Source organism: Streptomyces sp. NPDC104381 (genome assembly GCF_055583745.1).
The window spans coordinates 419,530-441,868 of record NZ_JBVJNK010000002.1; the positions used below are offsets into that span (position 1 = coordinate 419,530).

A 22,339-nucleotide genomic window follows, 5' to 3' on the forward strand; every position below is an offset into this window, starting at 1 on the left:
CGTACAGCTATCCGCCCAGCGCCTCGTGACGGGCCGCCAGCCGGGCCGCCCCCTCCTCGGTGAGCGATCCGAAGAGCCGCAGCCGGGAGATCCCGCCGTCCGGGAAGATGTCGATCCTGACGTGAGTGCCGCGCATGGGCTCCGGCAGGACGAAGCGGTGGTTCGTGTCGGGCTGGAGCCGGGTGCGGGGCAGGATCTGCTTCCGCTCGCCGTCCTCGCCGTCACGCACCGAGATCTCCGCCCAGCCGGCCGCGTTGCCCTTGAGGTAGGCGGTGTCGATCTCGACCGCCCTGATCTCCGACCGCTCAACCAGCCGGTAGCGGATCCAGTCGTTGCCCTTGTCGCGCCGGCGGCGGGTCTCCCAGCCGTCGTCCATCTTCCGGGAGCGGCCCGGGGCGATGGTGTTGGTCGCCGGGGAGTAGAAGCGGTCGGAGGCGTCCTCGACCTGGCCGCCGTTCTCCAGGGCGACCACGTCGAACGTTCCGAGGGCGGTCAGCCACGCCGGGTCGGGCGCCACCTCGCCGTGCACGCGCAGGCGGGCTATGCCGCCGTCGGGGTGCTGGTTGACCCGGAGGTGGGTGAAGCGCCGCTCGGCGTCGACGGCGAAGCCGTTGGCCGCGTGACCGCCGACGGCCGTACGGGGGACGAGGGTCGTCCACTTCACGCCGGGCGCGAGGAGGTCCTCCGGGGACGGGGAGCCCGGCAGCGAGGTGGCCTCGACGGAGACCGACTGCGGGTAGTTGCCCCGGAAGTGCGCGGTGTCGACGATCACCCCGCGCACCACACCGGGGGCACCGAGACGCACGAGGGCCCAGTCGTGGTCCTCGTCCGCCGGGTGCGGCTCTGCGGCGCCCGTACCGCGCCGGCGGCGGGTCTCCCAGCCGTCCATGATCTTGCCCTTGTGACCGAAGCGCTCGGGGTCGAATTCGGCGGGCTCCGGCTTCAGCAGGTTCTCCCGCTCGGCGAAGAACTCGTCGTTGGCCGCGATGACGCCGGCGCCGAGGCGCCGGTCCGCGAGGTCCACGAGGTGGGTGAAGGGGAAGTCGGCGGTGCGGTGGTCGGCGTAGGGGTCGCCTCCCCCGTACGGGGTCGCGTCGCCGGTGAAGTGCGGGATCGCCGTCATGTCAGTGGTTCCTTCCGAGGAGGCGGCCGGTGGGTTCGGCGAGTACGCCGTCGGCCGCGATCCGCGTGCCGCGCAGCCAGGTGGACCTGACGACGCCGTGCAGGGTCTTCCCGGCGTAGGCGGTGACCTGGTTGCGGTGGAAGAGTCCGGCGGGGTCGACGGTGAAGGTGGCGTCGGGGGCGAGGACCGCGAAGTCGGCGTCGCGTCCGGCCTCGATGGCGCCCTTGCGGGTGAGCCCGGCGAGGGCGGCGGGGGCCGTGGACATCCAGCGGGCCACGTCGTCGAGGGTGTGCCCGCGCCGGCGTGCCTCGGTCCAGATGGCGGGCAGGCCGAGCTGGAGGGAGGAGATGCCGCCCCACGCGGAGGCGAAGTCGGGGGTCTTGAGGTCCGTGGTGCAGGGCGAGTGGTCGGAGACGACGCAGTCGATCGTGCCGTCGGCGAGCCCGGCCCAGAGCGCGTCCTGGTTGGCGGCCTCCCGGATGGGCGGGCAGCACTTGAACTCGGTCGCCCCGTCCGGGACTTCCTCGGCGGTGAGGGTGAGGAAGTGCGGACAGGACTCGACGGTGACGCGTACGCCCTCGCGCTTGGCGGCGGCGATCAGCGGCAGGGCGTCGCTGGAGGAGAGGTGCAGGACGTGGACGCGGGCGTCCAGCCGCCTGGCGTGGGCGATGAGGCCCTCGATGGCGGTGTTCTCCGCGTCGCGGGGCCGGGAGGCCAGGAAGTCGGCGTACTTCTCGCCGCTGCGCTGCGGGGCCGCGGCCAGGTGGTGGGGGTCCTCGGCGTGCACGATCAGCAGGCCGCCGAAGCCCGCGATCTCGGCCATCGAACGGGCCAGCTGTTCCTGGTCCAGCTCGGGGAACTCCTCGACACCGGAGGGCGAGAGGAAGCACTTGAAGCCGAACACCCCGGCCTCGTACAGCGGGCGCAGGTCCTTCGTGTTGGACGGGATCGCACCGCCCCAGAAGCCGGTGTCGATGTGCGCCTTGGGGGCGGCCACCCCTTGTTTGACGCGCAGGTGCTCGACGGTGGTGGTCGGCGGCAGGGAGTTGAGCGGCATGTCGAGGAGGGTGGTGATGCCTCCCGCAGCGGCGGCGCGGGTGGCGGTCCAGAAGCCCTCCCACTCGGTGCGGCCGGGGTCGTTCACATGGACATGGGTGTCGACCAGGCCGGGCAGCAGGACGTCGTCGCCGAAGTCCTCGACGCGGGCACCGGCGGGCACCTCGGTGTCGTACGGCAGGACCGCCTCGATCTCCCCGCCGGCCACGAGCACCGCCGCCGCGCGGGTCCCCTCGGGGGTGACGACGCGCGTCGAGCGGAGTACCTGCTTCACGTCCTCACCGGACACCTGTGCTCCTCACGCAGACTTCAACGATTTGTTGAAGGAGTCTTCACTCGGGGACGCGGTCCGTCAAGACCCCTCCTTCCCGGCGGGGCGGCCCGCGGAGCGCCGGATGGCCCGATTGTAGATTTCCACGAAGTAAAAGTTCATTTTCGGCAGGCGGAACGTAGAATGGGCCAGGAGCGGCACCACCGCGCTTCGGCCCGAACGTGGCCCGGACCACCGACACCAGGACAAAACAGGTCCTGACCGGCAAGGACGCCGCACCGGGAGCAGTGGGCCGATCGGGAGCGGCCCGGTAGGCTGCTGCCTTGCCTCCGCTTCGAAAGGACCGTTGACGTGCCGCCGTCCCACGCCAGCACATCCGACTCCAGGCCCGCCGGTCCCAGCGGCGGCGTGCAGTCCCTCGAGCGCGCCTTCGATCTGCTGGAGCGTATGGCGGATGCCGGGGGCGAGGTCGGGCTCAGCGAGCTCTCCGCGAGCAGCGGGCTCCCGCTCCCGACCATCCACCGGCTGATGCGCACGCTGGTCGTCTGCGGCTACGTACGCCAGCAGCCCAACCGGCGTTACGCGCTGGGCCCCCGCCTGATCCGCCTCGGCGAGTCCTCCGCCCGCCTGCTGGGCACCTGGGCGCGGCCCTACCTCCAGCGGCTGGTCGAGGAGACCGGCGAGACGGCGAACATGGCGCTGCTCGACGGCGACGAGATCGTGTACGTCGCCCAGGTCCCGTCGAAGCACTCGATGCGGATGTTCACCGAGGTCGGCCGACGCGTGCTACCCCACTCCACCGGTGTGGGCAAGGCGCTCCTCGCCCACACCCCCGCGGACGAGGTGCGCGCCCTGCTGGCCCGTACGGGCATGCCGGCGGCCACCGAGAAGACGATCACCACTCCGGACGGCTTCCTCGACGCGCTGGAACAGGTGCGGCGCGCGGGGTACGCGGTGGACGACAACGAGCAGGAGATCGGGGTCCGCTGCCTCGCGGTCCAGGTCCCGGACTCCCCCACCTCGGCGGCCATCTCCATCTCCGGGCCCGCGGGCCGGGTGACGGAGACGGCGACCGAGCGGATCGTGCCGATCCTCCAGCAGATCGCGAAGGAGCTCTCCGAGGCCCTGGCCAGCAGCGGCGGCTCGGCGACCTGACCCGGGGGAGTCTCAGACCGGGGTGGCCGCCGAGAGGCGTCCGTCCTCCATGCGCACCGTGCCGTCCACCCGGTCCAGATGGGCCCGGTCGTGGGTCACCATGACCGTGGCCGTCGAACGCTCCCGGGTCAGGCCGAGCAGCAGATCGAGGACCGCCGCGCCGCGTTCGTGGTCGAGCGCGCTGGTCGGCTCGTCGACGAGCAGCACGGCCGGCTCGTTCATCAGAGCGCGGGCGATGTTGATCCGCTGGCGCTGACCGCCCGACAGCTGGTGCGGCCTGCGGTCCGCCCGGTCGGCCAGACCGACCGCGTCCAGGAGGTCCAGTGCCCGGCCCCGCGCCGCGCGGACCGGGCCGCCCGACAGGTGCGCCATCACCTGGAGCTGCTCCAGCGCCGTGAGCGACGGCAGCAGATGGGGCTGCTGGAAGACGATGCCGATGCGGTCCCGGCGCAGCGCCGCCTTGTCGGCGCGGCCGAGGCCCGCCGTCTCCGTACCGGCGACGACGACGCGTCCGCGGTCCGGGGTGACGAGCGTGGCCGCCACCGCGAGGAGGCTGGACTTGCCCGAGCCGGACGGTCCGACGACCGCGGTGAGCGTGCCCGCCGGCACGTCCAGGGAGATCCGGTCGAGTGCGGTGAGCCGGGCGTCGCCGTCGGGATAGGTGAGGGTGACGTCGGTGAGGGTGAGGGTCATCGGGCGCTCCCGAGTGCGGTGAGGGGGTCGACGGCGGTGATCCGCCGGATGGACAGGGCGGCGCCGAGCGCACCGAGGACGATCATCACGCCGGCCGGGACGAGCACGGTCGACGCGTCCAGGACGAACGGCACGGCGCCGCCGTCCCCGCCGACCAGCGCACCGGTCACGGAGGCGAGCGCGGTGCCCAGGCCCGTACCCGCGGCCAGCATCACCACGGCCTGCCCGAGCGCGTCCTTCAGCAGGTACGGGGTGGAGGCGCCCAGCGCCTTGAGCACGGCCACGTCGCCGCTGCGCTGGATCGTCCAGACGGTGAAGAAGGCGCCGATGACGAGCGCGGAGATGGCGAAGAGGAAGCCGCGCATCAGCTGGAGCGAGCCGTTCTCGGCCTGGTACGAGCCGATCGCGGTGAGGGAGTCCTCCAGGGCCAGCGTGCTGGTGCCGGCCGCCTCGTCACCCGCGGCGAGGTCGGCGCCGCCGGTCGTGGTCAGGGCGACGACGGTGGCCTGCCGCCCGGTGCCGCCGATGCGCTGCCAGTCGGCGAGCGAGGTCCACACCACCGGGGTGTGGCTGTACGAGGCGTCGCCGCCGACCGCCGCCACCGTCAGCCGGGAACCGGCGAGGCCGAGCGTGTCACCCGCACCGACGCCGAGCTCGTCGGCCGCCTGCTCGGAGAGCACGAGCCGGCCCTTCCCCACGTCGGCGGGGGCGAGTTCGCCGCCCGGCTCGACGCCGAACGCGGAGACCGCGGCCGTGCGCCTCCCGCCGTCCGCGGCGGCGTTCAGCGTCCGGATGCCCAGCGGCTCGGCGGCGGACACGCCCGGCTGCTCCGCCCAGGTGTGCCAGGCGCTCTCCTCGACCGCCGAGCCGGAGAAGGACACCGACTGCCCGTCCGGTGGCGCGGCGAACGCGATGCTGTCGGCGCTCAGCCCGGTGACGGCCGAGGTGTTCTCCCTTCCCAGTCCTGCCGTGAGGCCGGACAGCAGCCCCACGAGCAGCGTGATCAGCACGACGACCGTGCCCATGAGGGCGAACCGGCCCCTGGCGAACCTCAGATCTCTCCATGCAACGAACATGCTTCCAGGCTCGGGGCCACGACCTGCGGAAACATCGCACGCCGGACGGGCCCGACATCAACCTTTCGATTGACGGCCACGGCGGCGGGCGCGTCTACGCTGGAACGGCCATGGATACGCGTGCGCCCACCCCCGTCACCACCGCACTGCGGCTCTGCCTGCACGCACTGCTGGTGGGGCTGCTGGTGCTCGCCGCGCTGCGTGCGAGCGGCGACGGCACCCCGCACGCCACCGCCGTCGTCGTCCTGGCGGGCGTGATGGCCGCGCTGTACGCGGCGGGCGCGCTCGCCCCCGTCGTCCAGCCGCACACCCGGTCCGCCGCCCTCTGGCTGACCGCGCTGGGCGCCGTGTGGCTGGCGCTGCTCGCCCTGTCGCCCGACGCCCTGTGGGTGGCCTTCCCGCTCTACTTCCTCCAGCTGCATCTGCTGCCGGTGCGCTGGGGGCTGCCCGCCGTGGCGGTCACGGCCGCGGCGGCGATCGCCAGTTTCCTGCTGCACGGGCAGGAGATCTCCCCGGGCACCTTCATCGGCCCGCTGCTCGGTGCGGCGGTGGCCGTCGCGACCGTACTGGGGTACGACGCGCTGTTCCGTGAGAGCGAGCGGCGGCGCGAGCTCATCGACGAGCTGGTCTCCACGCGGGCGGAGCTCGCCGACGCGGAGCGCGCCGCGGGCACCCTGGCCGAGCGGGAGCGGCTGGCCCGGGAGATCCACGACACGCTCGCCCAGGGCCTGTCGAGCATCCAGCTCCTGCTGCGGGCCGCCGAGCGCTCGCTCCCCGAGGACGCGCCCGCCACCGCGCACGTCCGGCGCGCCCGCGAGGCCGCCCAGGACAATCTGGCGGAGGCCCGCCGCTTCGTACGGGCGCTGACCCCGCCGGACCTGGAGCAGGGTTCCCTGGCGGCGGCCCTGGCCCGCCTGTCCTCCCGGACCTCCGCGCCGGACCTCACGGTCCACTTCGCGGTCAGCGGCAGGCCGGTCGAGCTGCCCACCCCGTACGAGGTGGCGCTGCTGCGCACCGCGCAGTCGGCGCTGGCCAACACGGTGCGGCACTCGGGCGCGCGGCGGGCGGAGATCACGCTGAGCTTCATGGAGACGTCGGTGTCCCTGGACGTGGTGGACGACGGCCGGGGCTTCCGCACCGACCTGGACACGGCCGAGCCGGCGGGCGGCGCGGGCGGCGGCTTCGGACTGCCCGCGATGCGCGCGCGGGCGGCCTCGCTGGGCGGGACGCTGAACGTGGAATCGGGCCCCGGCCAGGGCACGGCCGTCGCCGTCACCCTGCCGCTCCCGGCGGCTGCCGGAGACCCTGAGGGGAGGGCGGCATGACCGACCCGATCGGACTTCTGCTCGCCGACGACCACCCGGTGGTCCGCGCCGGGCTGCGCGCGGTCCTGGACACCGAGCCGGACTTCCGGGTCGTCGCCGAGGCCGCCACCGCCGAACGGGCCGTGGCCCTGGCCGCGACCGGGGTGTGCGACGTGGTCCTGATGGACCTGCAGTTCGGCTCCGGGATGCACGGGGCGGAGGCCACCGCGGCGATCACGGCGGCTCCCGGCGCACCCCGGGTGCTGATCCTCACCACGTACGACTCGGACGCCGACATCCTGGCCGCCGTGGAGGCGGGCGCGGCCGGCTATCTACTGAAGGACGCCCCGCCCGAGGAACTGGCCGCCGCCGTGCGTACGGCCGCGGCGGGCCGTTCGGCGCTCGCCCCCGAGGTCGCCCACCGGCTGATGGACCGGATGCGGACACCGGCCCAGGCGCTGACCAAGCGTGAGCTGGAGGTGCTCCAGCTGGTCGGCGAGGGCCTGTCGAACCAGCAGATCAGCAAGCGGCTCTTCCTGAGCCAGGCGACGGTGAAGTCCCATCTGGTGCACATCTACGCGAAGCTGGGCGTCGACTCACGCACGTCGGCGGTGGCCGCGGCGACGGCACGCCGTCTCATCCGCCGCTGACGTCACGCGTGGTGCGGCGGCTCCCCGAAGAGGTCGACGGCGACCCGTACCTCCCGGAGACCGGGGCTCAAAGCGCTGACCGAGCCGATCGCCCCCGCGACCAGCAGCAGCGAGCGGCGCAGCCTGGGTATCTCGGGCCTCCCGCCGGCCGCCATGGCGTCCAGCGCCGCCAGCTCCTCCTCGGCGATCCCCCGGTCGGGGAACTCGGCGGGGTGCCCGGCGAGTTCGCGGCGGAGCCGGGACACGGCCGTACGCAGCTCCGTCACCCTCGGGTCCTCGCCGCTCCCGGTCAACCGCTCCTGCCCCACGCTTCGCAACAAAGCACTCCCCCTCGCACGTCCTTGTGCCGGTGTGTGTCGACCTGGTCCCGGGCGGCGGTCAAGTGCCGGGAACCGCCCGCACGTCGACGCGTCGAAGGTGCTGCACGCCACTGTGCGGACAAGGAAACAGCGTACCCCCGAGGGGTGACAACCAGTCCGCCGGTAGGCACCGCACAGTGATATCCAGGGCTCATGACTCACACACACCAGGCCCCCGTGATCGCCGGCGTGCTGCTCGCCGCCGGGGGCGGCCGCCGGCTCGGCGGGCGGCCGAAGGCGCTGCTGGAACACCATGGCCGTCCCCTCGTGGAGCACGCCGTGCGGGCGCTGCGCAACGGCGGGTGCGGCCCCGTCCACGTCGTGCTGGGCGCCGCGGCCGACGAGGTGCGGGCGCGCGCGGACCTCTCCGCGTGCGTGGTGACGGTGAACCCGGCGTGGGAGGAGGGCATGGGCTCCTCGCTCCGGGCGGGGCTGGGCACCCTCGGCGGTCCGGACGTGGACGCGGCGCTCGTCCTCCTGGTGGACCAGCCCGGCATCGGGGCGGAGGCGGTGGCGCGGGTCCGCTCGGCGTACCGCTCCCGGGCGACCCTGGCGGCCGCCGCGTACGACGGGGAGCGCGGCCATCCCGTGCTGTTCGGGGCCGACCACTGGGCGGGCGTCTCGGCGGGTGCCACCGGCGATCAGGGGGCACGGGCCTATCTGCGGGCGCACCGCGAGGCGATCACGCTCGTGGAGTGTTCCGATGTGGCCCAGGCGTACGACATCGACACGGTGGAGGACCTGGCCCGCCTCGACTGACCACGCGTGAACGGACCGTGTCGGACCTGGCACGCCGCGCCACGGCGGCCGTACGTCTGTCGACCCGGAGAATCTCGATATCAACAAACCATTGAACTTCCACCATGAGGAAACTAATATCCACTGATCAGAAGCCCATGGTTCCGCTTCCGGTTCCTCGGCGGTACCCATGGCCGTATCTCGGAGCCCTGGCACCCCGTGCCGTCCCGGGCGTCCCGGCGGCCGTGAGGTGCCGTCGTACCACCCGCTGAAGGAGTGACAGCTCATGTCCGCACCAGCGCCGTCCCCGCTGGCCATCGTCGACGCCGAGCCCCTGCCGAGGCAGGACGAGGTCCTGACCGATGCGGCCCTCGCGTTCGTGGCCGAGCTGCACCGGCGGTTCACGCCGCGCCGTGACGAGCTGCTCGCCCGCCGCGGCGAGCGCCGCGCCGAGATCGCCCGCACCTCCACGCTGGACTTCCTTCCGGAGACGGAGGCCATCCGCGTGGACGACACCTGGAAGGTCGCCCCGGCCCCGGCCGCGCTGGACGACCGCCGGGTGGAGATCACCGGTCCGACCGACCGCAAGATGACCATCAACGCCCTGAACTCGGGCGCCAGGGTCTGGCTCGCCGACTTCGAGGACGCGTCCGCCCCCACCTGGGAGAACGTGGTCACCGGCCAGCTCAACCTGATCGACGCGTACACCCGGAACATCGACTTCACCGACCCGAGGTCGGGCAAGTCGTACGCCCTGAAGCCCGCCGAGGAGCTCGCGACGGTCGTCACGCGCCCGCGTGGCTGGCACCTGGACGAGCGCCACCTCCAGCTCGACGGCACCCCGGTGCCGGGCGCGCTGGTCGACTTCGGCCTCTACTTCTTCCACAACGCGCAGCGCCTGATCGACCTCGGCAAGGGCCCGTACTTCTACCTGCCGAAGACGGAGTCGCACCTGGAGGCCCGCCTCTGGAACGACATCTTCGTCTTCGCCCAGGACTACGTCGGCATCCCGCAGGGGACGGTCCGCGCGACCGTCCTGATCGAGACGATCACCGCCGCGTACGAGATGGAGGAGATCCTGTACGAGCTCCGCGACCACGCCTCCGGGCTGAACGCGGGCCGCTGGGACTACCTCTTCTCCATCGTCAAGAACTTCCGTGACGGCGGCTCGAAGTTCGTCCTGCCGGACCGCAACCTGGTCACGATGACCGCCCCGTTCATGCGGGCCTACACCGAACTCCTGGTCCGCACCTGCCACAAGCGCGGTGCGCACGCCATCGGCGGCATGGCGGCCTTCATCCCCTCGCGCCGCGACGCCGAGGTCAACAAGGTGGCCTTCGAGAAGGTCAAGGCCGACAAGGACCGCGAGGCGAACGACGGCTTCGACGGCTCCTGGGTGGCCCACCCGGACCTGGTCCCGATCGCGATGGAGTCGTTCGACGCGGTCCTGGGCGCCAGGCCGAACCAGAAGGACCGGCTGCGCGAGGACGTCTCGGTGGCGGCGGGCGATCTGATCGCCATCGACACGCTGGACGCGAAGCCTTCGTACGACGGGCTGCGCAACGCGGTCGCGGTCGGCATCCGCTACATCGAGGCGTGGCTGCGCGGCATGGGCGCGGTCGCCATCTTCAACCTGATGGAGGACGCGGCCACCGCCGAGATCTCCCGCTCGCAGATCTGGCAGTGGATCAACGCCGACGTCGTCTTCGAGAACGGCGAGCACGCCACCGCGGACCTGGCCCGCAAGGTCGCGGCCGAGGAACTGGCCACGATCCGGGCCGAGATCGGTGACGAGGCCTTCGAGTCCGGCAGGTGGCAGCAGGCCCACGACCTGCTGCTCACCGTCTCGCTCGACCAGGACTACGCGGACTTCCTGACGCTGCCGGCGTACGAGCAGCTGCGCTGACCCCGCACCCGAAGCGCCGCACCCCCGCGACTCACCGCAGCGGGGTGCGGCGCTTCCGGCATGCGGGGAGTTCGGCGCCGACCGCGCGGGCGAAGCACACCACGGCCCGTACCAGCAGGACGTTCACGGCGGCTCCCAGACCGCAGGCGAGCGCCGTGCCGGCCGCCGTGCCGGCCCCGTCCCCGGAATCGCCCAGCACCGCCGCGAGCGGCATGAGGACGACGACGTACAGGATGTTCAGCCCCGGCTGGGCGAGCCCGGACAGCAACGGGTCGACGGGCGAGGGGCCGTGGGCGCCCGCGGCGAACCCGCCGGCCGCCATCGCGGCGACGTACACGAGGGCCAGGATCCGGGCGGCACGGCAACAGCGGGTACGGCTCATCGTCGCGGCCCTCTCGGTGGGCTCATGGGGAGGTGCCTGACCGCCCCCCGTCGGCCCCATTATTGAACACGTTCAACCTACGTCGGTCACCGGCCGAGGCGGGCGCGCACCATGCCGGTCAGGGCGCTCAGTTCCGGGAGGCGCAGGAGATGGGCGAGGGCCAGGAAGACGCCGAGCAGGACGACACCGCCCGCGAGCAGGGCCGCGAGCGAGCCGGAGGCCGCGCCGCCGAGTGCCTGGGTCACGGCGTACGCCACGGCGCCCGCGGCCAGGGCGGCGGGCGCGGCGGCCGCGACCAGGCGCGCGTAGGTGCCGAGCACCCGGCGGCCGTCCAGGTCTCCGCCCAGCCGCTTGCGGAGCCGGCGCCAGGCGATGCCCACGCCGACCGCGTAGGCCAGGCCGTACGACGCCGCCATCCCGGCGACGGCCCAGCGCGGGCTGAGGACCGCGAAGCACAGGGCGGATCCGGCGGCGTTGACCAGGGCGACGACCACGGTGTTGTAGAACGGCGTGCGGGTGTCCTCGTAGGCGTAGAAGCCGCGCAGGACGACGTACTGGACGGAGTACGGGATGAGCCCCAGGCCGAAGGCCATCAGGACGAATCCGATGCCACGGGCGCCCTCGGCGCCGGAGCCGGCGTAGAGCAGGGTGGACATCGGTACGCCCAGGGCGAGGAAAGCGAACGCGCACGGCACGATGGCGACGGCCGAGGTCCTCAGGCCGTAGGAGATGTCGTCCCTGATCGCCGCCTTGTCGTCGTCCTGCGCGGAGCGGGAGATCCGGGGCAGGACGGCGGTCATCACCGAGACGGTGATGATGGCCTGCGGCATCTGCCAGAGCAGCAGCGCGTAGTTGTAGGCGGTGATCCCGGAGCCCGTGTGGCCGGCACCCTCGGCCAGGGAGCCGGCCTTCGTGGCGAGCTGGGTCACCACGATCATGCCGAGCTGGTTGACGAGGACGAAGAGCAGCGTCCACTTGGCGAGGCCCATGGCCTTGCCGAGACCGTGGCCCCTGAAGTCGAAGCGCGGGCGCAGCCGGAAGCCGGTGTCGCGGAGGTACGGGAGCATCGCGAGCGCCTGCACGGTGAGTCCCAGCAGGGTGCCGAGACCCAGGAGGCGTACCCCTTCGGGGGTGATGGTGGCGGGGCTGACGGCGGAGTCGGTGAAGCCGCCGAAGGCCCACACGAAGCTGCCGAACGAGGCGATGATCACGAGGTTGTTGAGCACCGGCGTCCACATCATCGCGCCGAACCGTCCCCGGGCGTTGAGGATCTGGCCGAGGACCACATGGGCGCCCATGAAGAACAGCGTGGGCAGGCAGTAGCGGGCGAAGGCCACCGTCACGGCCCTGCGCTCCGGGTCGGCGGCGATGTCCGGCGACATCATGTGGACCAGGAGCGGGGCGGCGAGCACGCAGACGACCGTGACGCCCGCCAGCGCGACCAACACCAGGGTGAGCAGCCGGTTGGCGTAGGCCTCGCCCCCGTCGTCGTCCTTCTTCATGGCCCGCACGAGCTGGGGGACGAAGACGGCGTTGAGCGCCCCGCCACCCACCAGGACGTAGATCATCGTGGGCAGGACGTTGGCCACCTGGTAGGAGTCGTTGAGCGTGCCGACGCCGATCGCCGCGGCCATGACCAGGGTCCGGAGGAAGCCGGTGATCCGGGAGACGATGGTGCCGGCGGCCATCACGGCGCTGGACTTCAGCAGACCGGCGGGTCCGGACGACTTCCGGGCCTCGGGCGGCGCGGGCGGGACCTCACCGGCCTGCGCGGGCCCGTCGTGCGAGGCCATGTGGTCGGGTGCCGGGAGGTGGCGCAGCCGCATCGTGTCGTCGGCCGGGACGACGCGGAGCGTCATCGTGTCGTCGGCCGGCGTACCGCCGCCGGGGCCCCGGGCGTCGCCCCTCGGGTCGTTCGGCGCGCTCATTCGTCGTTCCTCACCATGGGTCTGCGATGACAGCCCGCCCCGCGCTCCACGGCGCGTACGGGACCGGTTCCAGGGCCGGATGCCACCGGGCTCCGACCGCGTCCAACCAGCGTACTGGCGTGCGAATTCGGTCCGGCCGCCGCTATGATCACGGACGGCAAGGCTGTAGCGCAGAGGTCGTCGCGCCCACGCATCAAGCTGGAGGACGCCGGTTCGAATCCGGCCGGTCTTGCCACCTGTTCTCGGAGGGATGGCGTCGGTGCGCCGGGCGGGGGACGCGTTCGTCCGCTCCGGCCGGGAGAGCCGGCAAGGGACTGGAGAGTTGTGATGTCGCAGCCGATGCCCGTGCGCTGCCCGGCGATCGAGCACCCGGACATCCCGCTCGCCGACGCGGCACTGCTGGACCCGCTCGTGAGGCGGCTGGCCGTGGAGCGGCCGGTCGGCGCGGACGAGGTGTTCCCGCTGGGGACCCTGCGCGGTGACGGACGCGTCGACCTCTGCAAGCAGGGGCTCGGCCCGGCCGGTGCGGCCGGGGTGATGCCCGCGCTCGCCGCCTCCCCGCACGCCACGCACGTCCTGCTCGGCACCAACTCCCTGGGGGACGAGGGCGCGCGCTCGGTCGCCGGGGCCCTGCGCCGGGACGGGCACGGACTCCGTACGGTCTATCTCGGCTGCAACCGCATCGGCGCGGAGGGCGCCGCCGCACTCGCCGGGGCGCTCGGTGAGGACGGCACCGTCCGGGCCCTGTGGCTGAAGCGCAATCCGCTGGGCGACGCGGGCGTCCGGGCGCTCCTGCCGATGCTGGCCCGCAACACCTCCCTGCGCACCCTGGACCTGGTCAACAGCGGGCTCACCGCCGCCGGTCTGGAGGCCCTCCTCGGCGTACTCCGCTTCCGGGAGCAGCCGTTGGAGAGGCTGTTCCTCGGGGGCAACGGGCTCGGCGCGGAGTCCGCGCCGCTGCTCGCCGCGCTGATCCGGGACGCGGGGGTACGCGAGCTGTATCTGCCGGCCAACCACCTCGGCGACGCGGGGGCCGCCGTGCTCGCCGCCGCGGCCGACCCGGTGCGCCCGGTGCGGCTCGGTCTGGGTGGCAACGGGATCGGGCCGGCGGGCGCGTACGCGCTGGCCGACGCGCTCGACGGGATCGAGGCCCTCGACCTCGGCCGCCCGCCGTCCGAGCGCAGCCTCGGGGCGACGGGCAACGCGACCGGTGACGCCGGGGCCCACGCGCTGGCCGCCGCCCTGCCCGGCAGCCCGCTGCGCCGCCTCGAACTGGCCCACACGGGCTTGACCGGCCGGGGTGCGAAGCACCTGCTGGGCGCGGTCGGCGCGGACTCGCGGCTGGAGTACGTCGGCCTCGGCCCCGGGCTCCCACGCAAGGTGAAGCGGTCCTTCACCGCACGGCTGCGCCCGGACTCCGGCGCCCACGGCGATCTGCGTGCGATACGGAGCGTCTACCGGTGAGGCCCGTCGCGACGCCCGCTGCCGGGGAGCGGTTCATCTCCCCGGAGGACGTCTCCAGCCTGCGGCGGACCCGCCGGTACGCCGTGCCCCGCTGGATGATCGAACGGTCCGCGGAACGGCGGCTGGCCGGTGACTGGCGTGGTGCTCTCGCGGTGGCGGGGGTCGATGTGGCCTTCGACCCGGCGGGGGTTGCCGACTCGCACGGTACGGCCGTGGCCTCGGCCCTGGTGGCGGACCTGCGCCACCTGGTGCCCGACCTGGTGCGCTGGCACCTCCCCCGGTTCCTCGGGGGCCGCTCCACGCTCGACACCGACCGCACGGTCGTACTGGCGGGGTACCGGGACGGGGCCGGCCTGCCCCTGGCGCCGTATCTCCATCTCCGTACGCCCGTGATGGCCGACGGCCCCCAGCGGCTCACGCTGGGCTTCGGCGACCTCTCCGGCGAGTTCGCCCCCGGTGCGTTCGCGGCGCGTATCGAGGACTGGCGGGTGGCCAGGTATCTGTGGGACGCACGGCACACGGACGGTCTCCGTGCGGCGGCCGGAGGCGGCTGCGGCCGGATCCCGTTCTTCCACGACGACGGTACGCCGCTCACACCGCGGGAACTGGCCGCGTCCGGTGACGACGCGGCCGGCCGCGCGGAGCGGGTGACACTGCTCCATCAGGAGGGCAAGGTCTCCGAGGCGTTCGCCGCCGCGGGCATCGAGTGGGACCCGGCCATGCCGGATTCGGCGCGGTCGTGGCGCGGTATGGAATCCGAGGCGCTCCTCCGCCGGACGTCGGTCGACATCGCCCGGCTGGACGCGGCGGTACGGCGCGCGACGGCCGCGACCGGCAGGGAGCGGTTCCTGATCGCCAACTTCTGGCGGGGGCACATCCTTCTGGACCTCACGGACCACAGCACGGGTGGCCGGCTCCGGGCCCGTGTCGTCGAGTCGAGCAGGCCGGCCGTCCCCTTTCCCTCTCTTCCCGAAGCGGTCTGGCGCCGTCTGCCCGACCTCGATCTGCTGCGGGCCGGCGCCCTGCAGGCGCGCCGGCTGCACCCGCTGGTCGCCCGCGCCCTCTTCCCCGCCCTCGAAGGGCCGTTCGGCCCGCCGGGGCCGTCGCTTCCGCGGCCCGTGCGGGTGCGGTGCCGTGGCGAGTGGCACGAAGTCTCCTTCCGGGACGGCGCGTTGAGCTCCCCGCACACCGAGGAGGAGCGGCAACGCGAGAGCGCCATGCGGGCGTTCGGCGGGGCCGTCGCCGGCTGCTTCGCGGTGGAGCACTCCTGCGCGACGGGGACGGGCCGGCTTCCGAAGGACCTGCGGGCCCAGCGCCAGGAGCTGTTCATGCGCGCCCAGCACGGGGACACCCCGGGGGTGCTGGAACTGCTGGCCGCCGGCATCGACCTCCGTGTGAAGGACGGCCGGCGGCGCGGGCTGCTGCACGTCCTGCCGTTGCTCGATCACGAGGCACTGCTGCCCCGGCTGCTGGAGGCGGGACTCGACCTGGAGGCCAGGGACAGTCTGGACCGGACCCCGCTGGCCGTCGCGGTGGCCGAGCTGGGCTCCGTCGCGCTGGTGCGGGCGCTGCTCGACGCGGGGGCCCGGATCGACGTCGTCGACTCGACGGAGCTCTCCCTGGCCCAGCTCGTCGGACGGTACCGGCGCAAGGACCTCGGCTTCCTCCGCGAACGGGTGGTCGCGGAGCACCCGGGGATCGGGTCCGAGTGGTACGACCGGTGGATCGACACCGCCGAGGAGGACGAGGAACAGTGAGCACCACCATCCGGCCCGGGTCCGTCGCTCCCGGCCCCCTGGACGCGGCCGACGAGCTCAACCGGCGTCTGCGCACGACCCGCACGGAGCCCGCCGCGAGCCCGCAACTTGAGGCGCTGGCACTGGCGGTGACGGCCAATCAGCCCGTGCTGCTGTGGGGTGAGCCCGGGATCGGCAAGTCCGCCGGGATGGAGCAGCTCGCCGCCGGTCTGGGCCTGGAGCTGGAGACGGTCATCGCGAGCGTGCACGAGCCGTCGGACTTCGCCGGGCTGCCGGTCGTGGGGGACGACCCGGCGGTGACGGGTGTGCCGATGGCGCCCCCGGACTGGGCGGTCCGGATCGCCCGCGCCGGCCAGGGTCTGCTGTTCCTCGACGAGTTGTCGTCGGCGCCTCCCGCGGTGCAGGCGGCGCTTCTGCGGGTCGTACTGGAACGGCGGGTGGGCAGCCTGCGGCTGCCGGAGGCCGTACGTGTGGTGGCGGCGGCCAACCCGCCGTCGAGCGCGGCGGACGGCTGGCATCTCGCCCCGCCGCTCGCCAACCGGTTCGTGCACCTCGCGTGGACGCACGATCCGCGCACCGTCGCCCGCGGTATGGCGGGGACGTGGCCCGCGCTGGGCGTGCCGGTCGTGGACCCCGCCCGGGTGCCGGGCGCGGCGGCGCGGGCCCGGGGCGCGGTCTCGGGCTTCCTCACGGCGCGCCCGGGTCTGGTCCACCACATCCCGGCCGACGCGGAGGGGCGGGGCCGGGCGTGGCCGTCGCCGCGGACCTGGGACATGGCCCTGCGGCTGCTGGCCACCGGCTATGCGACGGGCGCCGGACGGGAGGCGGTCGCCGCCGTGCTCACCGGCGCGGTCGGGGACGGCGCGGGCATCGAGCTGCTGTCCTACCTGGAGCACCTGGACCTGCCCGACCCGGACCGCGTGCTCGCCGACCCGGACGCCTTCGCGCTGCCGGGGCGCGGGGACCGGCAGCTCGCCTTCCTGATCGCGGTCGTGGCCGCGGTGCAGGGGGATCTGACGCGGGAGCGCTGGGAGGCGGGGTGGGCCGTGCTGGCGAAGGCCGTGGACGCGGGGGTGCCCGACGTGGCCGCCCGGGCCGCGGTCGACCTGGCGGGGATGCGCAGCCTGGACTGGCCGGTGCCCCCGGGGATCGATGGCTTCCTGGACCTGCTGCGGCAGTCCGGCGCCCTGCCGCAGGGTGGCTGAGCTGGACACCACGAAGCGGTTGGACACCACGAAGCTGCTCGCGGCGCGCTACCGGGCGGCCGCCGACCGCCCGTACCTCGCGTCCGCGCTGTACGCGCTGACGGTGATGCCGAGCGACGAGGTGCCGACGATGGGGGTCGACCGGCACTGGCGCTGCTACGTCGCGCCCGGCTTCGTCGAAAGGACGCCGGTGGCGGAGCTCGCGGCGGTGTGGGTGCACGAGGTGGCCCACCTGCTGCGCGACCACCACGGGCGGGCGGATCTGCTGCCCCCGGCGGACCGGCGCGACCGGCTCCGGGTGAACGTCGCGCAGGACTGCGAGATCAACGACGACCTGGTCGCCGACGGTCTGCCCCTGCCCGCGGGGCGGCTGGAGCCGCGCCTCTTCGGCCTTCCGGAGGGGCAGCTCTTCGAGGTGTATCTGGCCGCCCTGCCGCCCTCCCCCTTCACCCATGACTGCGGGTCGGGGGCCCATGGGCTGCCGGCCCCCTGGGAGGTCGACGGGGGCACGGGCCCGGCGGGGGTCGGCACGGTCGAGGCCGAGGCGCTGAGGCGCCACACCGCGGAGGCCATGCGCGCCCATGTACGGGCCAGGGGCAGCCTGCCGGGCGGCTGGAAGCGCTGGGCCGACGAGGTGCTGGAGCCGACGGTCGACTGGCGGCGGGCGCTGGCGGGCGCCGTACGGGAGGCCGCCGCCTGGGCGTCCGGGGCGGTCGACTACACCTACCGCAGGCCGTCCCGCCGGAGCGCGGCCCTGCGCGGTGTGGTGCTGCCCAGCCTGCGGCGGCCGCTGCCCCGGGTCGCGGTCGTCATCGACACCTCGGGGTCGATGGGCGAGCCGCAGATCGCCGCCGCGCTCGCCGAGGTGACCGGCGTGCTGCGCGAGGTGGGGATCCGGGGCAACCGGGTGACGGTCCTCGCCTGTGACGCCGATGTCCAGGCGGTCTCCCGGGTGACGTCCGCCGAACAGATCACGCTGGACGGCGGCGGTGGCACCGACATGCGCGTCGGGATCGCGGCGGCGCTGTCGGGACCCGAACGCCCGGGCGTGATCATCGTCCTGACGGACGGTCATACACCCTGGCCGGACGAGACCCCCTCGTGCCGGCTCATCGCCGTTCTGATCGGCCCGTCCGCCCCCGCCGCTCCCCCGTGGGCCGAGACGGTGCGCGTCACGGACTGAGCGGGCTCTTCCCGCACGGAGCCCAGAGCGGAATCCCCGTACGAAATCCTCGTACGAGGCCGTGTACGAAGCCCCGTACGCAATCCCCGTACGGGAAATGAGTGCGGCTACTCAGGCCCCGGCCGCTCCCCCCGCCCGACGATGGGGACCGACATCGTCGAGCTCAGGAGACCGGACATGCTCAGCCACCTCGCCGACACCCTGGTGCCCGCCTTCGGCCGGCTCACGGTCACCGCCGACGCGGGAGCCGAACTCGCCCCCGGCAGCATCGTCGTCGCGAACCACACCTCGCTCGCCGACCCCGCCGTCGTACTCGCCGCGCTGCACCGCCTCGGGGCCCGCCCGGTCGTCATGGCGACCGCCGGACTCTGGCGCGTCCCGGTCCTCGGCCGCGCGCTCGCCCGCGAGGGGCACATCCCCGTCCACCGTGGCGGACCACGCGCGGCGGAGGCCCTGGACGGCGCCGCCGAGGCACTCGCGCGCGGACACCTGGTCCTGATCTACGCCGAGGGTGGCCTCCCGGACCGGACGGACGCCGCGGAGACGGCGCCCGGGGCCTTCCGCAGCGGGCTGTCCCGGCTCGTGCGGCGCACCGGGGCCCCGGTCGTGCCCGTGGGCCAGGCCGGCGCCCGCCGGGTCACCTCGGGCAGTACGGCGAAACAGCTCGCGGGCCTGTTCACGGCGCCGCTGCGCCGCCCGGACCTGCACGTCCACGTGGGCGCGCCGGTCGCGCTCACGCCGGAGGGCGTCCTGCGGACCGAACGGGCCCGCACCGCGGTGACGGCCGCCTGGCGCACGGCCGCCGGCCGGCTCGGCGAGCCCGCCGCGCTCGCCGCCTGAGGAACGAGGCCCCCGGCAGCCCCGACGTATCAGAACCGTCAGGGGATGGGCAGCTCGAACCATCCCGTGGGGAGCGATACTGAACGTGACGGTCGCCTCCCCGCGGACCGGCCCCGGACGTGGGCCGGCGGGGACGCACCCGTGCCGATGCCTCCGAGGGGAGCCGTTCATGACCACGGCGAAGGACCTGTTCATCATCACCATGGATCCGAGGCCGGAGCCGCCCGTGGGGCAGGGTGACCTGTCGCTCGCGCTCGCGGGAGCCGAGCTGGTCGACCTCCTCGGCGCGGGGGCCGTCACGGTGGACGGTGACCGCATCGTGCCCGGCGAGCCGCCCGCACCCGGCGACCCGCTCCTCGGCGACGCGGTGGCGCAGCTCGTCCGGCAGCCGCCGTACGAGCGGATCGAGGACTGGCTGTGGCGCCGGGGCCGGGACCTCTCGGCCGCGTACCAGGCCGGTCTGGAGAAGGACGGCGAGCTGACGCGGACGCGGAGCGGCCGGCTGTCCCTCGGCTCGGACCGGGTGGAACCGGTGGACACGCCGAGCCGCCGCCGGGCCGCCGCCCGCCGCGACGAGAGGGAGCCCGTCCTGGCCGCCCTCGCCTCGGTCGTGGGCATCGACGACGGCCGGTCCGACGACGAGCCCGGCCTCGGCGACGACGCGGTGACGACCGTGGTGGCCGCCGTCCATGACGCGGTGATGGAGCTGGAGGCCGTACGCCAGAGGCGGACCATCGAGAACGCGTCCTTCGCCAACCTCTGGCGCGGGCCGTGAGCCGGGCGCCCGGGGGTCAGCCCGGGAGGACCACCGTGCGCTGGGCGGAGAAGTCGCCCCACTTCCCGTCGGGCAGCTTGGGCCGGAGCTTCAGCGAGTAGCGGGTACCGGGCGGGTCGGTCAGCGTGAGCCGGTACGTCGCGCGGCCTGTGGGCGGTGTGCCGCCCCAGACGATCGTGGTGGTCAGCTTCCCGTTCAGGAACAGCTGGTACGCCGGGATCGTGCCGCCGGTGTCCGGCTGGTCCCAGGAGAGGTCCACCAGGAACTCCTCCCCGTCCGCCGCCGTCTCCGTCCGCAGTCCGGTGGGCGCCGTGCTCCTGGGGGCGCCCGGCGCGGACGGGGTGGTGAGGTCGAGCGCGTTGCTGTCCGGGGAGGACCGGTCGGCGGCGTCGCGGGCGCGGACGGTGAAGGTGTAGACGGTGCCGGGGCGCAGGCCCGTGACCCGGGCCGTGGTCCGTGTGCCCGGGACGCTGTGGATCCTGGAGTCCTCCTGGTAGATGTCGTACGAGGTGACGCCCACGTCGTCCGTGGAGCCGCCCCAGGACAGGGTGACCGTCCGGCCGCTGTCCGCCGTGCCCCGCAGCTTCGTCGGTCCGGTCGGCGCCTCCTCGTCTGCGGGTGCGGCCGCGGGCGTGGTGACGGCGGCGGTGGCGCTCGGGGCGGAGCGGTTTCCGGCGGCGTCACGGGCCCGGACCGTGAAGGTGTAGGCCGTGGACGCGGTCAGGCCGTCGATGTCGGTCATCAGCTTCGTCGCGGGCACCGAGAGGATCTTCTTCCCCTCCCGGTAGACGTCGTAGCCGGTGATCCCCTCGTTGTCGGAGGCCCGCTCCCACATGACGTGGGCCGATGTGGCGCTGCCGGCCTGGGCCGTCACTCCTCCGGGGGCCGCCGGCTTCTCGGTGTCCGCCTCCGCGGATCCGCCGCAGGCGGTGAGCGCGGCGAGGAGCAGCGCGGCGGAACAGGTCAACGCGGTGCGTGCGTGGGGGCGTTGCACGGTGATGCCTTCCATCCGACAGCAATGGTCCAGACCTATATGCCATGCGGGTGGGGTCGCCGACAAGGGGACGGATCGGAACGTTCCGCAATGTCCGCGATGAGTTCCGGGCACGGGAGGAGTCCACACTGCATGGACACACACGACGCGAACGCGCCCGGCCTCGACCTCGGTCCGGTGGCGCGGCAGGTACGGAAGCTGGCCGGCTCCGTGGACGACGGACAGCTGGACGGCCCGACGCCCTGCCCCGACTACGCGGTACGGGAGCTGCTCGGGCATCTGCTGGGACTGACCGTCGCCTTTCGCGACGCGGCGTACAAGCGGTCCGGCCCGACGACGGACACCCCGCCGACCGCGGCCCTGCCCGCGCTGCCCGCCGACTGGCGCGCGGCTTTCCCGGGGCTGCTGGACGAGCTCGTCGAGGCCTGGCGCTCCCCCGCCGCCCTGGAGGGCATGACCCGTGCGGGCGGGGTGGATCTGCCCGGCCGGGTCGCCGGCTCGGTCGCCCTGAACGAGCTGCTCGTGCACGGCTGGGACCTGGCCAGGTCGACGGGGCAGGAGTTCGACGCGGACGAGGCGAGCCTGCGCTCCTCGGAGGCGCTGCTGGCGCCCGGGGACGACGACCGGTCCGGCCCCGACGCGATCTTCGGGCCGCCCGTCCCCGTGCCGGCCGGCGCGCCCCTGGTGGACCGGGTGATCGCGCTGTCCGGCCGCCGCCCGGACTGGCGCCCGGGCGGCTGAACCACGGCGTCTCAGCTCGTGAAGAAGTCGGTGACGCGGGACGCGACCTGGCCGGGGTCCACCTGGTGCGGCCGGTGGCCGCCGCCCAGGGTGACCAGCTGGCAGTCCGGGACCAGGGACGCCATGTCGGCCAGCCGGCCCTGCTCCATGCTGCTCTCCGGGCCGCCGGCCAGGATCAGGGTGGGGGCGACGATCTGGCCGAGCTCCTCCTGACGGCGCGGGTCCGGGTCGTTGATCTGGGCGAGGACGGCCGGCACCGCGTTCTCGTCGTAGTCCACCGGGCCCTCGGTCTCGAACACGGCGGGCTCGTCGGGCCGGAACGGCGGCGGGGTCTCCACCAGCACCAGCCGCTCCACCCGGTCGGGGTGGTCCTCGGCGAGCAGGCAGGCGACCACGCCGCCCATGCCGTGGCCGACGACCCCGGCCCGGTCGATCTCGCAGGCGTCCAGGAACTCCAGGACGTCGTCCCGCATCTGCTCGAAGCCGTACTCCTCGGGCCAGTCGCTCTCGCCGTGCCCGCGCAGATCGATGGCGTACACCCGCCAGTCCTCGCCGAGCAGGGTGCCCACCGCCTCCCAGCTCAGGGACGAGCCGCCGAGGCCGTGCAAGAGGACGACGGGCGCCCCGAAGGGGTCACCCCAGGTCCGGTACGCCAGCCGTACGTCGCCGACGTCCACAACAGACTGATCTTCCATGTCCCGAACGCTACAGGCGCCCCGGCCGCCTTCCGCACCACCCC

21 protein-coding genes and 1 pseudogene are annotated in these 22,339 nt (G+C 73.8%); 13 read left to right on the plus strand and 9 right to left on the minus strand.

Translation table 11 applies throughout. The features are described 5' to 3' along the window. Nucleotides 1-7: 7 nt before the first annotated feature. Both alc and allB read right to left on the minus strand, forming a co-directional pair. Entirely contained in the window at nt 8-1,123 is a 1,116-nt protein-coding gene (alc, locus tag ACZ607_RS06855; protein ID WP_469732496.1) for an allantoicase, read from the minus strand. 1 nt (nt 1,124) lies between these two features. Then, entirely contained in the window at nt 1,125-2,468 is a 1,344-nt protein-coding gene (allB, locus tag ACZ607_RS06860; RefSeq protein WP_469732498.1) for an allantoinase AllB, read from the minus strand. Nucleotides 2,469-2,801: 333 nt separating this feature from the next. Here allB and ACZ607_RS06865 point away from each other — a divergent pair, with 333 nt between their 5' ends. Next, a complete protein-coding gene (locus ACZ607_RS06865; protein WP_469732500.1) occupies nt 2,802-3,605 on the plus strand; it encodes an IclR family transcriptional regulator in 804 nt (267 codons plus the stop codon). Between the two features lie 12 nt (nt 3,606-3,617). On the opposite strand, the gene ACZ607_RS06870 is transcribed toward ACZ607_RS06865, so the two are convergent. Then, nucleotides 3,618-4,298, minus strand: coding sequence for an ABC transporter ATP-binding protein (locus tag ACZ607_RS06870; RefSeq protein ID WP_469732502.1), 681 nt, complete (start codon nt 4,296-4,298; stop codon nt 3,618-3,620). After that, a complete protein-coding gene (locus tag ACZ607_RS06875; RefSeq protein WP_469732504.1) occupies nt 4,295-5,374 on the minus strand; it encodes an ABC transporter permease in 1,080 nt (359 codons plus the stop codon). Before ACZ607_RS06875 ends, ACZ607_RS06870 begins: the two co-directional genes overlap by 4 nt. A gap of 110 nt (nt 5,375-5,484) precedes the next feature. Between ACZ607_RS06875 and ACZ607_RS06880 the strand changes: the two genes are divergently transcribed. Then, a complete protein-coding gene (locus tag ACZ607_RS06880) occupies nt 5,485-6,699 on the plus strand; it encodes a sensor histidine kinase (RefSeq protein ID WP_469732506.1) in 1,215 nt (404 codons plus the stop codon). Continuing rightward, nucleotides 6,696-7,328, plus strand: coding sequence for a response regulator (locus ACZ607_RS06885; protein ID WP_469732508.1), 633 nt, complete (start codon nt 6,696-6,698; stop codon nt 7,326-7,328). Before ACZ607_RS06880 ends, ACZ607_RS06885 begins: the two co-directional genes overlap by 4 nt. A 2-nt stretch (nt 7,329-7,330) precedes the next feature. Here the strand turns inward: ACZ607_RS06885 and ACZ607_RS06890 are convergent, their stop codons facing one another. Continuing rightward, a complete protein-coding gene (locus tag ACZ607_RS06890) occupies nt 7,331-7,648 on the minus strand; it encodes a DUF5955 family protein (RefSeq protein ID WP_469732510.1) in 318 nt (105 codons plus the stop codon). A gap of 192 nt (nt 7,649-7,840) precedes the next feature. Here ACZ607_RS06890 and ACZ607_RS06895 point away from each other — a divergent pair, with 192 nt between their 5' ends. Both ACZ607_RS06895 and aceB read left to right on the plus strand, forming a co-directional pair. Then, nucleotides 7,841-8,446 carry a nucleotidyltransferase family protein gene (locus ACZ607_RS06895; RefSeq protein ID WP_469732512.1) on the plus strand — a complete coding sequence of 202 codons (606 nt, stop codon included), beginning with the start codon at nt 7,841-7,843 and terminating at the stop codon, nt 8,444-8,446. A 265-nt stretch (nt 8,447-8,711) separates the two neighbouring features. Beyond that, on the plus strand, nt 8,712-10,331 hold the full coding sequence (gene aceB, locus ACZ607_RS06900) for a malate synthase A (RefSeq protein WP_469732514.1): 1,620 nt from the start codon (nt 8,712-8,714) through the stop codon (nt 10,329-10,331). A 31-nt stretch (nt 10,332-10,362) separates the two neighbouring features. Here the strand turns inward: aceB and ACZ607_RS06905 are convergent, their stop codons facing one another. Together ACZ607_RS06905 and murJ are read right to left on the minus strand one after the other, a co-directional pair. Then, nucleotides 10,363-10,713, minus strand: coding sequence for a hypothetical protein (locus tag ACZ607_RS06905; RefSeq protein ID WP_469732516.1), 351 nt, complete (start codon nt 10,711-10,713; stop codon nt 10,363-10,365). A gap of 86 nt (nt 10,714-10,799) precedes the next feature. Continuing rightward, nucleotides 10,800-12,641: a murein biosynthesis integral membrane protein MurJ gene (murJ, locus tag ACZ607_RS06910; RefSeq protein ID WP_469732518.1), complete on the minus strand. Its 1,842-nt coding sequence runs from the start codon at nt 12,639-12,641 to the stop codon at nt 10,800-10,802. A gap of 159 nt (nt 12,642-12,800) precedes the next feature. Here murJ and ACZ607_RS06915 point away from each other — a divergent pair. The 7 genes and pseudogenes from ACZ607_RS06915 (at nt 12,801) to ACZ607_RS06945 (ending at nt 19,865) form a co-directional block, all read left to right on the plus strand. After that, nucleotides 12,801-12,876, plus strand: a pseudogene (locus ACZ607_RS06915). Between the two features lie 92 nt (nt 12,877-12,968). Next, on the plus strand, nt 12,969-14,105 hold the full coding sequence (locus tag ACZ607_RS06920) for a leucine-rich repeat domain-containing protein (RefSeq protein WP_469732520.1): 1,137 nt from the start codon (nt 12,969-12,971) through the stop codon (nt 14,103-14,105). After that, nucleotides 14,102-15,862 (plus strand): ankyrin repeat domain-containing protein, encoded by a 1,761-nt coding sequence (locus tag ACZ607_RS06925; RefSeq protein ID WP_469732522.1) that lies wholly within the window; start codon nt 14,102-14,104, stop codon nt 15,860-15,862. Before ACZ607_RS06920 ends, ACZ607_RS06925 begins: the two co-directional genes overlap by 4 nt. After that, nucleotides 15,859-17,067, plus strand: a complete 1,209-nt coding sequence (locus ACZ607_RS06930; RefSeq protein WP_469732524.1) for a sigma 54-interacting transcriptional regulator — start codon at nt 15,859-15,861, stop codon at nt 17,065-17,067. Before ACZ607_RS06925 ends, ACZ607_RS06930 begins: the two co-directional genes overlap by 4 nt. Then, complete coding sequence (locus tag ACZ607_RS06935; RefSeq protein ID WP_469732525.1) at nt 17,060-18,250, plus strand: vWA domain-containing protein; 1,191 nt, start codon at nt 17,060-17,062, stop codon at nt 18,248-18,250. Before ACZ607_RS06930 ends, ACZ607_RS06935 begins: the two co-directional genes overlap by 8 nt. Nucleotides 18,251-18,427: 177 nt before the next feature. Continuing rightward, nucleotides 18,428-19,090, plus strand: a complete 663-nt coding sequence (locus ACZ607_RS06940; RefSeq protein WP_469732527.1) for a lysophospholipid acyltransferase family protein — start codon at nt 18,428-18,430, stop codon at nt 19,088-19,090. A gap of 169 nt (nt 19,091-19,259) precedes the next feature. Then, a complete protein-coding gene (locus tag ACZ607_RS06945) occupies nt 19,260-19,865 on the plus strand; it encodes a GOLPH3/VPS74 family protein (RefSeq protein ID WP_469732529.1) in 606 nt (201 codons plus the stop codon). A gap of 16 nt (nt 19,866-19,881) precedes the next feature. Here the strand turns inward: ACZ607_RS06945 and ACZ607_RS06950 are convergent, their stop codons facing one another. Next, a complete protein-coding gene (locus ACZ607_RS06950) occupies nt 19,882-20,874 on the minus strand; it encodes a fibronectin type III domain-containing protein (RefSeq protein WP_469732531.1) in 993 nt (330 codons plus the stop codon). A gap of 117 nt (nt 20,875-20,991) precedes the next feature. Here ACZ607_RS06950 and ACZ607_RS06955 point away from each other — a divergent pair, with 117 nt between their 5' ends. Beyond that, nucleotides 20,992-21,600, plus strand: coding sequence for a TIGR03086 family metal-binding protein (locus ACZ607_RS06955; RefSeq protein ID WP_469732533.1), 609 nt, complete (start codon nt 20,992-20,994; stop codon nt 21,598-21,600). An 11-nt stretch (nt 21,601-21,611) separates the two neighbouring features. Here ACZ607_RS06955 and ACZ607_RS06960 read toward each other — a convergent pair whose 3' ends face one another. After that, a complete protein-coding gene (locus ACZ607_RS06960; protein ID WP_469732535.1) occupies nt 21,612-22,295 on the minus strand; it encodes an alpha/beta fold hydrolase in 684 nt (227 codons plus the stop codon). Nucleotides 22,296-22,339 lie beyond the last annotated feature (44 nt).

Excerpts from the sequence above, each read along its gene's own strand:
- alc (WP_469732496.1), bottom strand. The coding sequence starts at position 1,123 with ATGACGGCGATCCCGCACTTCACCGGCGACGCGACCCCGTACGGGGGA.
- ACZ607_RS06870 (WP_469732502.1), bottom strand. The coding sequence starts at position 4,298 with ATGACCCTCACCCTCACCGACGTCACCCTCACCTATCCCGACGGCGAC.
- ACZ607_RS06875 (WP_469732504.1), bottom strand. The coding sequence starts at position 5,374 with ATGTTCGTTGCATGGAGAGATCTGAGGTTCGCCAGGGGCCGGTTCGCC.
- ACZ607_RS06880 (WP_469732506.1), top strand. The coding sequence starts at position 5,485 with ATGGATACGCGTGCGCCCACCCCCGTCACCACCGCACTGCGGCTCTGC.
- ACZ607_RS06885 (WP_469732508.1), top strand. The coding sequence starts at position 6,696 with ATGACCGACCCGATCGGACTTCTGCTCGCCGACGACCACCCGGTGGTC.
- ACZ607_RS06895 (WP_469732512.1), top strand. The coding sequence starts at position 7,841 with ATGACTCACACACACCAGGCCCCCGTGATCGCCGGCGTGCTGCTCGCC.
- aceB (WP_469732514.1), top strand. The coding sequence starts at position 8,712 with ATGTCCGCACCAGCGCCGTCCCCGCTGGCCATCGTCGACGCCGAGCCC.
- ACZ607_RS06905 (WP_469732516.1), bottom strand. The coding sequence starts at position 10,713 with ATGAGCCGTACCCGCTGTTGCCGTGCCGCCCGGATCCTGGCCCTCGTG.
- murJ (WP_469732518.1), bottom strand. The coding sequence starts at position 12,641 with ATGAGCGCGCCGAACGACCCGAGGGGCGACGCCCGGGGCCCCGGCGGC.
- ACZ607_RS06920 (WP_469732520.1), top strand. The coding sequence starts at position 12,969 with ATGTCGCAGCCGATGCCCGTGCGCTGCCCGGCGATCGAGCACCCGGAC.
- ACZ607_RS06940 (WP_469732527.1), top strand. The coding sequence starts at position 18,428 with ATGCTCAGCCACCTCGCCGACACCCTGGTGCCCGCCTTCGGCCGGCTC.
- ACZ607_RS06945 (WP_469732529.1), top strand. The coding sequence starts at position 19,260 with ATGACCACGGCGAAGGACCTGTTCATCATCACCATGGATCCGAGGCCG.
- ACZ607_RS06950 (WP_469732531.1), bottom strand. The coding sequence starts at position 20,874 with ATGGAAGGCATCACCGTGCAACGCCCCCACGCACGCACCGCGTTGACC.
- ACZ607_RS06955 (WP_469732533.1), top strand. The coding sequence starts at position 20,992 with ATGGACACACACGACGCGAACGCGCCCGGCCTCGACCTCGGTCCGGTG.
- ACZ607_RS06960 (WP_469732535.1), bottom strand. The coding sequence starts at position 22,295 with ATGGAAGATCAGTCTGTTGTGGACGTCGGCGACGTACGGCTGGCGTAC.